This window comes from Algoriphagus boseongensis, assembly GCF_004362805.1.
Lineage (GTDB): Bacteria > Bacteroidota > Bacteroidia > Cytophagales > Cyclobacteriaceae > Algoriphagus > Algoriphagus boseongensis.
In genome coordinates, this window is sequence record NZ_SNYF01000007.1 from 126,191 (window position 1) to 141,026 (window position 14,836).

General features: G+C 43.0%; 14 protein-coding genes. 1 reads left to right on the forward strand and 13 read right to left on the reverse strand.

Annotated features, from left to right (window positions below; all coding sequences use genetic code 11):
• Positions 1–113 precede the first annotated feature (113 nt).
• The gene (locus DFQ04_RS12065; RefSeq protein WP_133556182.1) at positions 114–1,250 is read left to right on the forward strand and encodes an aldose epimerase family protein; all 1,137 of its coding nucleotides are present in this window, start codon (positions 114–116) and stop codon (positions 1,248–1,250) included.
• A gap of 12 nt (positions 1,251–1,262) precedes the next feature.
• Here the strand turns inward: DFQ04_RS12065 and DFQ04_RS12070 are convergent, their stop codons facing one another.
• From DFQ04_RS12070 to DFQ04_RS12125, 13 genes are all read right to left on the reverse strand, one after another.
• Entirely contained in the window at positions 1,263–2,372 is a 1,110-nt protein-coding gene (locus DFQ04_RS12070; RefSeq protein WP_133556184.1) for a sterol desaturase family protein, read from the reverse strand.
• A 127-nt stretch (positions 2,373–2,499) separates the two neighbouring features.
• Complete coding sequence (locus DFQ04_RS12075; protein WP_133556186.1) at positions 2,500–3,984, reverse strand: phage tail sheath family protein; 1,485 nt, start codon at positions 3,982–3,984, stop codon at positions 2,500–2,502.
• A gap of 175 nt (positions 3,985–4,159) precedes the next feature.
• Complete coding sequence (locus tag DFQ04_RS12080) at positions 4,160–4,441, reverse strand: addiction module antidote protein (protein WP_133556189.1); 282 nt, start codon at positions 4,439–4,441, stop codon at positions 4,160–4,162.
• On the reverse strand, positions 4,442–4,747 hold the full coding sequence (locus DFQ04_RS18495) for a type II toxin-antitoxin system RelE/ParE family toxin (protein ID WP_208110539.1): 306 nt from the start codon (positions 4,745–4,747) through the stop codon (positions 4,442–4,444).
• The gene (locus tag DFQ04_RS12090; protein ID WP_133556191.1) at positions 4,686–4,979 is read right to left on the reverse strand and encodes a type II toxin-antitoxin system RelE/ParE family toxin; all 294 of its coding nucleotides are present in this window, start codon (positions 4,977–4,979) and stop codon (positions 4,686–4,688) included. Before DFQ04_RS12090 ends, DFQ04_RS18495 begins: the two co-directional genes overlap by 62 nt.
• Positions 4,973–5,146: a hypothetical protein gene (locus DFQ04_RS18355; protein WP_166637307.1), complete on the reverse strand. Its 174-nt coding sequence runs from the start codon at positions 5,144–5,146 to the stop codon at positions 4,973–4,975. The genes DFQ04_RS12090 and DFQ04_RS18355 overlap by 7 nt, the downstream gene beginning before the upstream one ends.
• Before the next feature lie 15 nt (positions 5,147–5,161).
• A complete protein-coding gene (locus DFQ04_RS12095; RefSeq protein ID WP_133556193.1) occupies positions 5,162–6,661 on the reverse strand; it encodes a glycoside hydrolase family 3 protein in 1,500 nt (499 codons plus the stop codon).
• An 89-nt stretch (positions 6,662–6,750) separates the two neighbouring features.
• Positions 6,751–8,013 carry an MFS transporter gene (locus tag DFQ04_RS12100; protein ID WP_133556195.1) on the reverse strand — a complete coding sequence of 421 codons (1,263 nt, stop codon included), beginning with the start codon at positions 8,011–8,013 and terminating at the stop codon, positions 6,751–6,753.
• Positions 8,010–8,489: a GNAT family N-acetyltransferase gene (locus tag DFQ04_RS12105; protein WP_133556197.1), complete on the reverse strand. Its 480-nt coding sequence runs from the start codon at positions 8,487–8,489 to the stop codon at positions 8,010–8,012. The genes DFQ04_RS12100 and DFQ04_RS12105 overlap by 4 nt, the downstream gene beginning before the upstream one ends.
• Positions 8,486–10,129 carry a glycoside hydrolase family 10 protein gene (locus DFQ04_RS12110; protein ID WP_133556199.1) on the reverse strand — a complete coding sequence of 548 codons (1,644 nt, stop codon included), beginning with the start codon at positions 10,127–10,129 and terminating at the stop codon, positions 8,486–8,488. The genes DFQ04_RS12105 and DFQ04_RS12110 overlap by 4 nt, the downstream gene beginning before the upstream one ends.
• 6 nt (positions 10,130–10,135) lie before the next feature.
• Positions 10,136–10,804, reverse strand: coding sequence for an N-acetylmuramoyl-L-alanine amidase (locus tag DFQ04_RS12115; RefSeq protein WP_133556201.1), 669 nt, complete (start codon positions 10,802–10,804; stop codon positions 10,136–10,138).
• An 81-nt stretch (positions 10,805–10,885) separates the two neighbouring features.
• Complete coding sequence (locus tag DFQ04_RS12120) at positions 10,886–12,967, reverse strand: acylase (protein ID WP_133556203.1); 2,082 nt, start codon at positions 12,965–12,967, stop codon at positions 10,886–10,888.
• Between the two features lie 153 nt (positions 12,968–13,120).
• Complete coding sequence (locus tag DFQ04_RS12125) at positions 13,121–14,791, reverse strand: bifunctional metallophosphatase/5'-nucleotidase (RefSeq protein WP_133556205.1); 1,671 nt, start codon at positions 14,789–14,791, stop codon at positions 13,121–13,123.
• Between the last annotated feature and the right edge of the window lie 45 nt (positions 14,792–14,836).

Consider the following 14,836-nt stretch of genomic DNA (forward strand, 5'->3'; position numbering starts at 1 on the left):
AGTGTTCATTATTCGATATTAGGAAATAAAGAATGTTGAATGTCGAATTATGAATATCGAATCTAGCTTCATCAATAAAGCTTCTCACAATCCAATTTTGCAATAAACACCCCATGAAATACGCCTCAATCCTAGGCACGGCTGCTATCCTTTCACTAGCTTTTGCCTGTGCACAAAAACAAACCCAAGAACCTATTAAAGAAGAAATCAACCTTATGATCAAAGCAGAACAAGTGGCTGAACATAATGGAAAGCCAGTTTATCATTATGTCCTAGACAATGGCACCATGCAAGTAGAAATGTCCAACTATGGTGGGTTGATTTCAAAAATTATAGCTCCCGATAAAAACGGGAATATGGAGAATATCACCCTTACTTTGGATACAGTTGAAGAATACCTGACCAAGCCAAACCCATTCTTTGGGGCTACTGCCGGAAGGGTTGCAAATCGGATTGCCAATGCTGAGTTTACTCTGGATGGCACAAAATATACCTTGGCTAAAACCAATGGAGATAACCATCTCCACGGAGGAGTGGAAGGATTTAATAAGAAAGTTTGGGATGCCGAGACCTATTCAAATGACTCAACTTTAGGCGTCAAGATGACCTATCTCAGTGTGGATGGAGAAGAAGGCTATCCCGGTAATTTGCAAACTACACTTTGGATGGAGTTGACCACGGACAATACCTTGAGAATCCGTTTTGAAAGTACCACGGACAAAAAGACCATTCTCAACTTGACTAACCATACCTATTTTAACCTAGGGGGAATCAAGCGGGATATTCTGGATCATGAGTTCCAATTTTGGGCAGATTATTATACTCCTGTAGATGAGGAATTGATCCCAACCGGGGAGGTGAAAGATGTGACAGGAACTCCCTTTGACTTCAGAACTCCAAAAATCCTAGGTGATCAGATTGCAGCTAATGCCGGCGGCTTTGACCACAACATGGTCATGAAGATGGAAAGAACACCGGAAATGAAGCACTTTGTACGGGTTAAGCATCCGGAATCTGGAAGGGTGATGGATATGTATTCCAATAATGCAGGGGTGCAGTTTTACACAGCGAATTTCTTGGCCAACTATGCAGGAGCAGATGGCAAGACTTATGATAAGCACTGGGGTTTTTGCCTTGAGTCCCAAAATTGGCCCGATGCAATCAATCATGAAAACTTCCCAAGCCCAATCTTAAATCCCGGAGAGAAATACGAGCACACGATTGAGTATAAGTTTTCGGTGGAGAAATAATATCTAATCCGCCTACTTATTCATTTTGAATGGATGAATAGTTTGCTTCAGAATTCCCTTTGGCATTTCAGGATCATTCAATCCGGTTTTACTTGGCCATTCATCCCCTTTATCCAAATAGGTCCCAAAGATCATGTCAATGAAGGGAAAGTGAATGGCAAAATTCCTATCGTAGTATTCCGCTTCCGCTGAATGATGCCAATGGTGGTATTGTGGAGTGACGAAGATGTACTTCAAAAAACCAAAATTTATTCGCGTATTGGAATGTGCCAAAACTGCCTGAATGGAAACCCAAACCAGATAAGTCAGAAACACAGCATTGCTAAAACCCAATACATAAATCGGGATAAAGGTGAAAGACCTAACTACAATCAAATCGATTAGGTGAATTCTTGATCCAGCTAGCCAATCGATTTCCTTTATCGAGTGATGGATGGCATGAAACCTCCAAAGAAAAGGGACTTTATGGAAAAGAAAATGAATGGTCCATTGAAAAAGGTCGGTGATGAAAAGGGCCAAGAATAATTGAAGAGGAAAGGCAATAGCAGAGATTTTACTTTGGATTTCTGCAATCGGCAAACCCGAAAAAGAAACTACTGCAGGTGTTCGGATTATGATCCCAAGGATTTGAACCAATAAGTGACTGTAAATAAAATAAGCCAAATCAGTTCTCCATTCCGAGTGGAATTTGGTCTGGTCCAGACGCTTCGGAAGAAATAATTCAAGGGGAATAAAAATGGCTGAGGTAAAGAAAATATCCAATACCAGCCAATCCAATCCGATGGTGAAAAGCGTCGAAACCTCTGAAGTTTGTCCCGGGAATAGGTAAAATAAAAGGATGGTGGACAATAGAAATCCTAGGCCTATCGCAGCGATATCCGCTTTTTTCCGAAGGATAAAACTGGATAAGGCAAAACCAATTCCCAATACCAAAAGAGAAAGGATAAATGCTTCCACAAATCCTTCAGTGTACAAATGCCGAAATTCAGAAGTCGTTAAAACATTGGGGAAATACAGGCAGACAGTAAACAAAAAGGAACAAACTCCAATAAAAATGGATAAATATCCGCTGATCTTTCCTTCTCCAATTTTTAACCTTTCATTCTCTGTTTTGAAATCCATATCAGCTTACTCTTCAATAGAAATGCCTTCTATCCTTCTCGTTTCATCAAGGCTTAATCTTTCTCAATCTAGAGAAATACCAAAGAAAATAAGAATTTGAATTAAAGTGAACTTGGACTGATTGTATTCAAGCTTCTTGAAAAGCCAAATTCAATTTTAGCAAGATAAATTCTGCTGGCCTGACTAGGGCCATTCCGATTTCTATAATTCCTTTCCCTTCTATAATATCCTGAGAAGTCATGGTTTGCCCTAATCCCATTCGGACAAAAAATGCCTGATCGGGTTTGATTCCCTGAAAAGCTCCATCCCTCCAAAGATTAGTCAGAAAATTTTCTACCATTGCCCGTATTCTAGCCCAAGTATTGGCATCATTAGGCTCGAAGACGAAAGAGGTTAGGCTTGAGTGTATGGATTCTCTTACCATCAAATAGGTTCTTTTGACGGGGATATACCTCCATTCATTGTCATTTCCAGCTAAAGTACGAGCTCCCCAAACTAGGATGCCTTTTCCCTGAAAATGTCGGATAGAATTTATGGATTTCCCTGAAGAAGGATCAATATTTAGTTCTTCCTGCTGAATAGTTGAAAAAGAAACACTTGGCTTTTCAAATCCATTTAGAGCTACGTTTGCGGGAGCTTTCCAAACTCCTCGAGTTAAATCCACTCTGGAATATACTCCGGCTATTGCGCCTGAAATAGGAGAGGGCTTTAGGATTTTACCCATCGCTTTAAGGATATGCTTATAGGTAGGACTGGTATTCAACAAGCCCAAATGCAGATCCTTTTCGTTTGATAAATTGGAATTCAAAACCTCCTGTGCATTCTCTTCCAATAGAATTTCTGAAAGCTTGATCTTAGGGTCAAGATTGGAAAAATTCAAGGAAAGTTGGTTTTCAGGTCGATCCAACCAAGGGTAATAGGCAGCTCCAAGACTAAGGTTTGAATTTCCAATTCCATTTCGGAATTCGCTAATGCAACCCTGACTTTGGTTTATATCTTCAAATCCATTGTATAGATCAAAAATTGAGAACCGATTTCCATGATCATGACAATGTTTGAGCATTTCCTGGTACACCTCGGTGCTTTGGCTGCCTAATGCCACCGCATCCGGAATCACCAAAATGCTGGGTTTCCGAAGATCCATTAATGCTTTTAATCCTTTAGGGCTTGAATTCCTCGAAGAAGTAATTCCCAATAGTCCCTCTTTTGAAATTGGCACTTGATCCTTTTCCCCATAAGTTCCTACAGAAACCACATAGCAGGCCTTTCCTCCATTAGAAAAGAAATCCGAAACAGCCCGAAAAAGGTAAGCTCTTTGGTTAGTATTAAGCTGGAGGCTAAAGTCCTGATTTCCGATTCTGATAGGGCTGGGATCTTGAGGGGTTTTGGGAACCAGAAGAAATTTGGGAATATAATCCCCACCGAAATTGTCTCGGAAATCTAAGATGGAATGAACCTTCGTGGGTTGGTTGAGCAAGGATCTCCCATTTTTTTCTGCTTTTTCAGTATACCCGACAAAGGCTGGAATAGCCGTCTCAACTTGGGCTATAGAAGGGGGGAAAGAGCTTATTTCCTCTACATATACATCTGGAGTTTTATAGATTTTGGACATTTGATGGAGGAGGGAAGAATGAGCAAAAGACCTTAATATAAGGTTAAATATCCCAGTGAAAAAGTCTTTGTTTAATTGATCCTTATTGGTAATGTTTTCCTAATAATGAACCTCCTTGGAAGGTTTTGTCATTTTTAGTCACCAATTCAAAAAAACCTGATTAGGTATGAAAAAATTACAAGCTAGCCTTTAATTGGAAGTTTTCCCCGATCGCCCGGATTACTTTTAAAATGGTTTCAAATTGAGGTTTGGAGTCTGGGGAGAGGGCTTTGTACAGGCTTGGACGGCTGAGTCCGGTTTGTTCAGCAATGCGGGACATTCCTATGGCCTTTGCCACATGGCCAAGCGCAACGATGATTTCTTGGGCATTTCCTTCTTCGAGTACGGTATTCAGGTATTCCTGAACCATCTCCTCATCATCGAGGTACTCGGCAATGTCAAATTTTGTGGTATCCATTTAGTTTTCTTTGTATTGATTCCAGAGAGCTTTTGCTTTTTTGATGTCGGATTCCTGTGAACTCTTATCCCCACCCACAAGTAAGAGTATGATTTTTTCTCCCTGCCTTCGAAAGTAAATTCTGTAACCCGGACCATAATGGATCCGAAATTCTTCAATTCCTTCGCCCACGGCAGAGACATCTCCTAAGTTGCCTGCTTCTACCCGTTGTAGCCTCAGGAGGATGTCAAAGACTCTTTTGAATTTATTCTTTAATGAAGCGTAAGAGAAGCGCGGAATGATGTACTCGAAGGATATAAGCTGAATTTAGGTCTACAAAATAAACTATTCGATAATTGCCTTCTATCAATTCTCGGATCTGAGAAATTGAAAATTCGGGGACTATTCTGCCCGAATCAGGGAAATTTACAAGTTGATCGACCCGCTTTATTATTTTTTGAATTTGCCGATCAGCATAAAACTTAGAATCAACTTGAATAAAGGAATGGATAGATTTGAGGTCATTTACTGCCAAATCAGACCAAAAAATCTCTACCATTGCTTAGCTAATAATTTTAGCTGCTCATGGGAAATTACTTTTCCATCTTTTACCTGGTCAAGACCTTTTTCGACTTTTTCTATGAAAATCAATCGTTCGATCAAAACTTCCAAGTCAAAGCTTTCAGGCAACTCCTGAATAGCCTCCAATACTTTCTTCTTTTCCATAATCCAAATTACGAATTATTCTGAATGTAGTCTATTTTCCACCACCCTCTGCACCTCCTCAAATCCCTGAAACGCACAAATCACCGCTTCAAAATCCTCCATTTTTCCTAGGTGCTTCAGCGCCAGTGGATTTCCAAAATGAACGAGGATACAAGGTTTGCTTTTTGCCAGTTTTTTAATATCTGCTAAGGTTTCGGGGTCCATTCCGAATTGATTCAATGGCTTGTGGGACGGAACAAAAACCGCAATAATTCCCTTTTCAGAATTTCCCCAATTATAGTCTGAAATTGCTAACTGGCTTGCGAAAAGGCTTTTTTGGGAAGTGAAATATTCCCTGTAACCCAGCTTTCCGACTTTCGCTAAAGCCTTGAGTTCTGATGGATTGATCTCTCCAGAAATCACTGAAACGTAGTTTTCTGCCAATTCAATTTGCAGTTGGGAATGACTTTCCCAATCGAAAGAAGGAACTTGAATAGGCTTAAAGTCCATCACGCCCAAGCGCTTCTTCAAATCCATGATTTTTTCAAAAACCGCATCCACTTCCTCCTCTGATGCATTTTGGGAAATTTTCTCAATTCCCTCTTTCACATGATCCGAAAAACAAAGGATGTCATTTCCGGCATGAAACGCCTCCCATTCCAGTATTCCCGGTTCGGGAAAATGCTTGGCCACGGCTTTCATATTCAGCGCATCGGAGATTACGAGCCCATTAAAACCCATTTCCCCCTTGAGCAAATCTGTAATCAGTTCGCGGCTGATGCTGGCAGGGATTTCCTTTCCCCCAGTCAAGGCTGGAACAGCTAAGTGTCCCACCATGATCATTTCCACACCCCGATCGATTCCATATTGGAAAGGGAGAAGTTCCTCTGCCTGTAGTTGGGTTTTGGACTTGTGCAAAATGGGTAGACCCAAATGAGAATCAGTTTCTGTATCTCCATGGCCTGGAAAGTGCTTCAAGCATGCTCCGATTCCTGCCTTTTTCATCCCTAAATAGGCTGCAAAGGAAAGTTTGGCTACTTTTTCAGCATTATCACCGAAAGAACGATAGCCGATGACTGGGTTGTTTGGATTGGTGTTGACATCGGCGCAAGGAGCAAGATTGAGGTGAATTCCAGATTGTTTCATATCCAAACCCATTCTATATCCAACTTCCTCCACCCATTTTTCAGCATCTTTTTTCAAAGCTCCCAAGGTAATCGCAAAAGGATATTGAGGCGTTTTTTCAATCCGCATAGCTAAGCCATATTCTCCATCGATGCTGATCAGCAAGGGAATTTTGGAAATGGCTTGGTATCGGTTGATTAACCCAATCATTTTTTCAAAAGTCCCACTGACATCCAGCACCTCAGCCCGTTTTTCAAAGTTGGCTGCGGCCGAATGACGGCTATGGAAAAAGGTTAGTCCTCCGATTTCCTGCTCCCGAATTAGCGTTTCGATGGCTTGGTAGTTTTCCTCGGTATCGTGAATAAACGCCGCAGGAGAGAAGCATTGGGCTATTTTTTGGGATTTCTGCATTGGAAAATTCAATGGTTGTAAGGTTGGAGGTGGTAAAGTAACGTCAACTCATTTCACCACCTCGTAAATCGTAATTCGTAACTCGTAAATCAAGAAGCTTTTTTCCCAAATTCCCTCGGATACTTAGCCATATAGGCCATCGCGAATCCAGGAATCGTAGCGATCACCACCCAGACGAAGAACCCGGGATAGCCCAACCACTGCTGCATGTAGCCACTGAGCATGCCGGGGAGCATCATTCCCATAGCCATAAAGCCTGTTGCTAGGGCATAATGGGCAGTTTTAAATGCTCCTTCAGCCAAGAAAATCAGGAAGATCATATACGCGGCAAAGCCAAAGCCGTAGCCAAACTGCTCTATCGTCACTACAGTAGCTGCAAAGGTGATTGACTCTGGCTGTTGCCAAGAAAGGAGAATATAGCCAATGTTTGGGGCGTTGATCGCAAAGGCCATCGGCATCATCCAACGGCCTAAGCCATCTCTAGAAATGACAATTCCTCCCAGAATTCCTCCCAGAAGCAGGGCAATTACCCCAAGCGTTCCATAGATAAAACCAACCTCTGTGGTACTTAAGCCCAAGCCTCCAGCTGCTCTTTCGTCCAAGAAAAAGGGGGAAGCCATTTTCACCAATTGGGATTCTCCCAGGCGATAAAGCAGGACGAAACCTAAGGAAAGCCCGATATTTTTCTTGGTGAAAAAGGTGGCAAATACCTTCCCAAAACTAGGTTGGTCAGCTTTAGCGATTCGCTCTTCGATCACTTTTGGAGTAGCCAGATAATTGATTCCTGTCAATAGGAGCATCAGCCCACTTACTCCAATCATTGTCCAGGACCAAGCTTGACTCGGATCAGCAAATTTTTTTTCCAAGAAACCAGCCATAATTACGATCAGGCCTTGGCCTGTTATCATCCCAACCCGGTAAAAGGTACTTCTCAATCCCACAAAAAAGCTTTGCTCCCCCGGATTTAAGGCAATGAGGTAAAGTCCATCCGAAGCAATATCATTGGTGGCTGAAGCAAATGCTCCCATCCAGAAAAAAGCTAAAGTCACAACAAAGAACTGATCCAATCCAGTCGTTAACCCAACTCCCAAAAAGACCAGTGAAAGGATGAGTTGCATGCTGAGAAACCATTTTTTCTTATTGCCAAAAAGCTCCAAAATCGGACTCCAGATGGGTTTGATCACCCAGGGCAAATAAAGAAAGGAGGTGTACAAACCGATGTCGGCATTGGATATGCCCAAGTTTTTGTACATGATTACAGAGACCGTAATGATAACCACATAGGGCATGGACTCCGTGAGGTAAAGCGAGGGTACCCAAACCCAAGGGGATTTGGATTTATTTTGGGTCATGGTTTACGAAGTAGATTTTGGTAAATGCTGCGTTCGGAACCTTCGATTACCTTGGCTCCCACGGTTTTTTCATAAAATTCGATTGGCCCCACTCCTCCGATGATGGCATAGGCATAGCCCATTTCTTTGAGTGATTCCAAGGCTTTGATCAGGAGAATTTTCCCGATTCCTTTTCCCCTTTCAGATTCTTTGGTGCCAGTAGGGCCAAAGAAATTCCGTGCGGTGCTTTCATAGCAAGCAAAGCCCAGAATCCCATTTCCGCGTTGAGCGATCCAGCAAGAAACAGGTTGCCGGGAGAAAGCCACTTCCACCTCAGATTTCCAATAGGCTCCGAATTGCTCGTTGACCCATTCGGTAAGCAGGTGCTTTTCTGGAGCAATAGCTTTACGAATGACGATGTTTTCCTTTTCCAGAAGCTTGGCCTCCAAAGCCCAGATTTCTGGGAGTTCCATCAGTCTTACGAGCATGTCTTTCATGGGCGGGTGGATTTTGGGGTTTGAAATACCTGAGTCTGAACAATCCTGCCATAATGGTCAATCCATCGGATGGCTAGAAATTCTGTGTTTAAACTTGGCACTTCTAAATATCGCACTCTTGATCCACCTACCCAAGCGGTGTGGATAGAGGCATCGTGAAGGGTATTCAGGTCATTTCCTCCTTGAACCATCGCAAAGCGAATCGCCGGGTCAAGTGGTTTTTCCAAGCTGATTTGGGTTTTCTGCGTGTCAGTTTTCACATCAAAAACTACAGGAATCTCTATGATTGCTGGACTTTTGGGTTGGAAAGAAGGAGGAAGAGTGGGTTCGTTGTACACCTCTTTTTTCAGCAAATCGGCGATGTCCCTATTTTTCTGATAAATGGATTTGGCAGAAAAATAGGCGTTTCCATGAATCTGAGGCAGGGTTCGAGTGTAGTTGACTTGGGTATTGATTTCTCCCGGATTTTTCCAGGCGGCATCCGAATCTTCCCGGATTTTGTATGGGCCATTCCCGATGTAGACGTTGACTCCATAGCTGTTATTGGACCACCAATCAGCTAATTTGCGATAGGAAGCCAAAGGATGTTCCATGCTCCAATAGAGCTGGGGAATGAGATAGTCTATCCAGCCATTTTTCATCCAAAGCAAGACGTCGGCAAAAAGGTCATCGTAATTGGTTTGTCCTGCACGGGTTGGAGAGCCTTTTGGATCCTTGTCCTGATTTCTCCAGACTCCGAAAGGAGAAATTCCAAACTGAACCCAAGGCTTTTTGCTTTTGATGGTTTGATTGAGCGCAAAGATCAACTCATTTACATTTTGCCTTCTCCAATCGTCCCGGCTTTGTCCCGGCTTCTTGTATTTGTCGAAGGAGGCCTTGTCGGGAAATTCCAACTTAGGTTCCCGATAGGGATAAAAATAATCGTCGAAGTGGATGGCATCGATATCGTAATTGTCTACGATTTCACCGATCACATTGAGCAGATGAGTTTTTACCTCCGGCAAACCCGGATCATAGTACCACTTGGTGCCATACTTCAGCATCCAATTTCTATGGGTATAAAAGTCATGCTCTTTGCTCAGCTCTTCGGTTTTCAAATCCATGGTCGCCCGGTAAGGATTCAGCCAGGCATGAAATTCAAGTCCACGGTCATGGGCTTCCTTGATCATCCAAGTCAAAGGATTTTCAGAAGTGGAGGGCGCTTTTCCTTGTTGCCCTGCGAGATATTTGGACCAAGGGGCATAGCGGCTTGGAAAAAAAGCATCACCTGAAGTCCGAACCTGAACTATAACTGCGTTAAAATTCAGGTTTTTGTAATAATCCAAAAGGTCCGTAAACTCCTTTTTTTGGGTTTCCCAGGAAGCTGTGGAGGAGATTGGCCAATCGATATTTGCTACCGTAGCGATCCAAACTCCCCTGAATTCCCTGGGAATATCTGGCAATCTGTAGCTCAAAGGCTTTAAAGCTACTGGAGGTTGAGGAAGAGTTTTGGTTGGTAAAGTTTCTCCTGTTTTTGGGGCTCCTGTTACCGCACCATTAGGTTTGGAGGTAGGAGTAGTGGAAGGTTTTTGCGACTTGCAACTGGCTAAAAAAAGTAAGCAACACAGGGTCCAAAGAACCCATCTGGAGTTAAAACGCATGGAAATTTAAAGCTTGGGTACAGGTTTGAGGTTGAGGTCGGAAAGGTTTTTTCTCAATTTGTTCATGAATTCATCCCCCGGATCGGTTTTGACAGTTCTGTAATTCGGGTCAGTTTCTTTCCACAGATCTGTGCCCTGAAAGTTTTGGTATTCATGGTGTCCGATCACGTAGTCGATGGGATATTTTCTTTTTAAATGACGAATGAGTTGTTCGTTCGCTTTGAGTTGGGCTTTGGTTAAAGGCATATCATCGCTGCCGATATTTTCAATCCCAATGGCTAAATAATTCAAGCCAATAACATGCCGAGCGAAGGTGGTATCGGGCAAAAGTCTAAAAATTGTCCCGTCCCGATCAATTAAAAACTGGCTGGACACATTCAAATTACTGGCTCCAGTCAAATCCGCTCTTCCCCCTAAAGTAGATGGATTGAACACATCAAATGTGACCTCAATGTTGCTGATTGCAGTCCAGTGAACCACCACCATCTGTGGATCAATAGAAGCAGCTGTCTTGCTTAGCCCATGCCGGTCCTTGAGGTATTGAAGGGAAAGTTGCTCCCGTTCTGCATTCCAGGTTATTGGTTTGTCGATGATCCTGAAAGTAGCTTTGGGACTACAGGAAAATATGGCTAGGGCAAAAACTCCAAGTAAGATTTTGGGAAATAGACACTTCATAGTTCTGGGGTAGGAAAGTCCGGATTCTTTGCACTAAACTAGCCAGAAAAAGGGAGGGAATCAGAGAAATCAAGCCAAAAATTAATCCCCGGGCCTATAGATTCTCTTGGCAGATTTAAGGACGGTTTCCTTATCCAAGCTCATCGGCTTTAGTTTCCGATTGAGAAAATACTCCATTTGGTCAGAATAGTGAGGACTTTCCGGTCGATTGCTTGCACCGTAGACATTTATGGTTTCTATCTCCGGCAATCCATCTCCAAACTTTACCATCATGATATAGGATTCTCCCTGAGCGCCTTTTCGCATTCCGTTTTCCCATGGAGTAGAGCGCATTGCTGCGATTACATCGTCAATTCCCCATAATGGTAAAGCTTTATCCCCTCGTACCAATTTTTGATATTCTCCAAGTGGCACCAAAGACTTTTCAAAGTGTGTTTCAAAATGAGTTTTAGCAGCCTGAATTCCCTGAATAGCCTCTTCCTCGGTCAAAACGGTTTCAAAGCTTCTGCCGGTTTTGGCAAATTCATCCCACCAATAGTAATAGATAAAGGCAAAAAGAGCCGCTCCTTCACTGTCCACTCCTGCTGATTTGTCCCAAGTAGCAAGAGTTTTTATCTGTTCAGAAAATTCTGGGTATTTCAAAGTGTCCAATTGGAACAAAACCTCCATATCTGTTCGGAAAGCAAGTTTTTTAGGTAAGGTCTGGTCAAATTTGATCCGCTTGAATTCTTCATAGCTTATCCTTCCAGTGTCCGGCATCAATTCCCGGAATCTCATGGAGCGGTTATTGTCCCGGAGGATATACCCCATCTCTGTGGGATAATCTTCTGGATGAAGATTGTCGGCATAGGAGCTTGCCTTGAAAGGGGAATGGTTGGTGTTGAATAGATAGCCTGAAGGTGGATTCACCTGCTGGGGTAGTTCTGAAAATGTATGATACTCCGTCCAAAGCGTCTTTTTCGTATTTCCTGGAACGGTTTCCGAATAGTCAAAACCTGGCGTTCGCTTTGGCAAAAGTCCATTACTCACGTAGAAAATCGTATCGTACCGATCTGCATAGACCGTGTTGAAATTGGTGAGCTGCATGGTGTTCATTGCTGCCTCCCATTCGGCGAAATTCTTTGCCTTATTCATTCTCCACCATTGTTCTGGAGCACCCACTCGTTGCAAAGCCCCAAAACGGATAGAAAAAGCGCCCTGCTCCGTGACCAACGTTGGCCCATAAATGCTTTTCCAGACTTTTTTGGGAACTGGTAAAGTGATCCAATCCCAAAGTCTCACCTTCAGCCAGACATACTTAGATTCCAGTTCCAGCCACTCCCCATCGACTAAATATTCGTCCTCATCTTCCGGATTCATTTCAAGTTGGTATAGGTCTAAAAAGTCAGGAAAATTCACCGTATGCGCCCAGCCCAGATGTTCATTTACCCCATGGAAAATCATCGAACCTCCCGGGAACAGACCTCCCAAAATATTCCAGCCCTCCTCAGATTGCAAATGCGCTTCATACCAAGCCACTGGTCCCTCGAGGGGCTGATGGGAATTGATGGCGAGGAAAGTTTCTCCAGAATCTGTTCTTGAGGAATGAATTGCTATTGCATTTGAACCTTTAGGATTGGAATCAATAGGAATTAAATCAACCTTTCCGTTTACAATTTGCTGAACAGCTCGATCAGCTCCGGACATCTGGGCAAGGGAGAGGATATAAGCGGAAAGAATTTCTTTGGGATTGATGGGGAAAGCCGGGCCATACAATACTTCTTCAGGATGAGCCAAGGCGTAATCGTTTAAGCCAGCAGCGTATCCTTCAAGGACTTTTTTGAATTCCGTAGAAAAGGTGGTTTCATATTTTTCCTTGGCGATTTCCTTGGTTTCGAGTAAGTGGACAAAAAAATCAACACCAGCGCCTTGCTCCCCAAAAACCCTTCCTGCCAATGCTTTTCCAGCTAAGACAGTTTTTTGAATAGTTTCAAAGTCATCTTCCGCATGAGCCCAAGCCAAGCCATAGGCCACATCGGCATCCCTTTTTCCAAAAATATGAGGCACTCCAAATTCATCCCTTGCAATTTCGATTTGTGTGGTGTCCCAGCCTGAGGGTTTCAATACTCTTTGGCACGAAAAGAAAAGCAGGATAATTAAGGCAAAAGGAAAAGACTTTTTCATCGGAGGCGACTATAATTTCAAAATATAAGAGGAGCTAAAGGATTAACCAAGTTTTGGCGATTTCCTCTTTTTTAAAAAAGCAAAAGCCGACTTTCGCCGGCTTTCTGGGGGTGATCAACCACTTTTCTCCTTTTTAAGAATCTAGCAATTGAATTATCTGAACTCATAATCCACTCCACTCACCTGAGTCAGCAAGGTGGCCGGAGCATCGAGCGCTACGGCAGAATTGGGTGGTGTTGGGGTGACGGGAGAGTTTTCCGCCAAGTAATTTTTTACTGCCTGGTGAAGGGTGTATTCTGTGTTTTCCGTATCCATCACTCCTCTGAATCGGCAAAGCATATCATCAGGGTCACCATCTCTTTCGCAAGCGCATATTTTGTAAACCCGATTTGGGTCTAAAGGCTGTCCATGGACTAAGGCCGATTGCACTCTTTTCCCTTCCTCTCCGAAAGCATTGAACTTAACTTCCATTCCACGGAATTTGATGACCCATCCTCCAAATCGCTTCGATGCATCCGCTGCGAATACATTATTCAATTCTTTTTCCAACCAGTTTTTGATTTGTTCACCGTTGACTTTACCTGTTCTGATGGTGCTGTCCACTGGAAGCATGTCGAAGATATATCCATTCGTGATGGGGATATTTCCGGTTTGGTCTGGAGTAGATCTTGGTGGACAAAATCTAAACCCATTGGAAAGCACAATATCCACATCAGGCACTTGCCAGGAAATCGCATCCAAAATCATCGTGTCAATAGTGTTTTCTATAACAAAATAACGATAAAGGGGTATGGTTGAGTATCCGGCAACCTCTTGAATGTCCTGTAAATAAGGCCCTTCATTTTGGGCAATGATCTTTTTCATTGCAGGAGACTCGGGATATTTTTCCGCATTTACCTCCATCAAATCGTAGTGGTCTTCCACTACTTTTCCATCTTTGATTTTGAGATCTAGTTTTCCAACAAAGGACCCAAAAGCTCCGGGTTCTACCACTTTGGCATATTTTGCCTTGATGGGTTTTCTAACCCGCTCGTGAGTATCCCCGCCCAAAATATAATCCACACCCTCGCAGGCTGGAATATTCGCTAAGTGGATTTGTTGGGACAATCCCAAATGGGCCACTATGGCTACGAAAGCGCATTTTTCCTGATTTCGAAGGACATCCATGTAATGTGCCAGATTTTCTTCAGGCTTAGTGTATACAATTCCCTTACTATAATTCGGGGATTGACGGATAGGGACCAAATGATCGGTGTAACCCAGGAATCCAAATTTTACTCCATTGACTGTCCAGATATGGTAAGGAGGGAAAATCAATTCTCCTTTTTTTCCATCTCCCAAGTCATGGTACATATTCGCGCAAACCTTGGGTGCAGTCAAGGAACCCATCAGGTGTTGCATGGATTTTTTATAGTAAATCACCTCCCAGTTGCCTGGAAGATAAAGGTCGTAATCTAAAGCGTTCAAGATGGGTACCATGGCCTCTCCGGTTGTCTTTACAGACAATTCAGAGCCTTGAAACATGTCTCCCGTATCAATCAAAAAGCTGTTTTCCAGTTTAGCTCTTTCCTGGTCGAGGAAAGTTTTGAGGTGTGAGTAGCCCCCGGTTTTTCGAAAAACCGATTTTCCATTTTCCCAAAATAACTCGTCATGGGCATGAATCTGACAGTGTACGTCTGTTGTTTGTAAAATGGAAACAGTGAAGGAATCTTGATTGGTTTTAGGCTTTCCTAAGGCCTGGCTTGCTTGAGGAATTCCTGCCAAACCAGTACTTGCTCCAAGAGCTCCAAGTTGTGCTAGGAATTTTCTTCTAGAGGGCTTCATTAGGGTGATTAGGGCTTATTGTGTTTACTTTTTTTTTTTCTGATA

What these genes read in the sequence shown, in the direction of transcription:
- DFQ04_RS12065 (WP_133556182.1), top strand. Translation starts at nt 114, where the DNA reads ATGAAATACGCCTCAATCCTAGGCACGGCTGCTATCCTTTCACTAGCT.
- DFQ04_RS12070 (WP_133556184.1), bottom strand. Translation starts at nt 2,372, where the DNA reads ATGGATTTCAAAACAGAGAATGAAAGGTTAAAAATTGGAGAAGGAAAG.
- DFQ04_RS12075 (WP_133556186.1), bottom strand. Translation starts at nt 3,984, where the DNA reads ATGTCCAAAATCTATAAAACTCCAGATGTATATGTAGAGGAAATAAGC.
- DFQ04_RS12080 (WP_133556189.1), bottom strand. Translation starts at nt 4,441, where the DNA reads ATGGATACCACAAAATTTGACATTGCCGAGTACCTCGATGATGAGGAG.
- DFQ04_RS12090 (WP_133556191.1), bottom strand. Translation starts at nt 4,979, where the DNA reads ATGGTAGAGATTTTTTGGTCTGATTTGGCAGTAAATGACCTCAAATCT.
- DFQ04_RS18355 (WP_166637307.1), bottom strand. Translation starts at nt 5,146, where the DNA reads ATGGAAAAGAAGAAAGTATTGGAGGCTATTCAGGAGTTGCCTGAAAGC.
- DFQ04_RS12095 (WP_133556193.1), bottom strand. Translation starts at nt 6,661, where the DNA reads ATGCAGAAATCCCAAAAAATAGCCCAATGCTTCTCTCCTGCGGCGTTT.
- DFQ04_RS12100 (WP_133556195.1), bottom strand. Translation starts at nt 8,013, where the DNA reads ATGACCCAAAATAAATCCAAATCCCCTTGGGTTTGGGTACCCTCGCTT.
- DFQ04_RS12105 (WP_133556197.1), bottom strand. Translation starts at nt 8,489, where the DNA reads ATGAAAGACATGCTCGTAAGACTGATGGAACTCCCAGAAATCTGGGCT.
- DFQ04_RS12110 (WP_133556199.1), bottom strand. Translation starts at nt 10,129, where the DNA reads ATGCGTTTTAACTCCAGATGGGTTCTTTGGACCCTGTGTTGCTTACTT.
- DFQ04_RS12115 (WP_133556201.1), bottom strand. Translation starts at nt 10,804, where the DNA reads ATGAAGTGTCTATTTCCCAAAATCTTACTTGGAGTTTTTGCCCTAGCC.
- DFQ04_RS12120 (WP_133556203.1), bottom strand. Translation starts at nt 12,967, where the DNA reads ATGAAAAAGTCTTTTCCTTTTGCCTTAATTATCCTGCTTTTCTTTTCG.
- DFQ04_RS12125 (WP_133556205.1), bottom strand. Translation starts at nt 14,791, where the DNA reads ATGAAGCCCTCTAGAAGAAAATTCCTAGCACAACTTGGAGCTCTTGGA.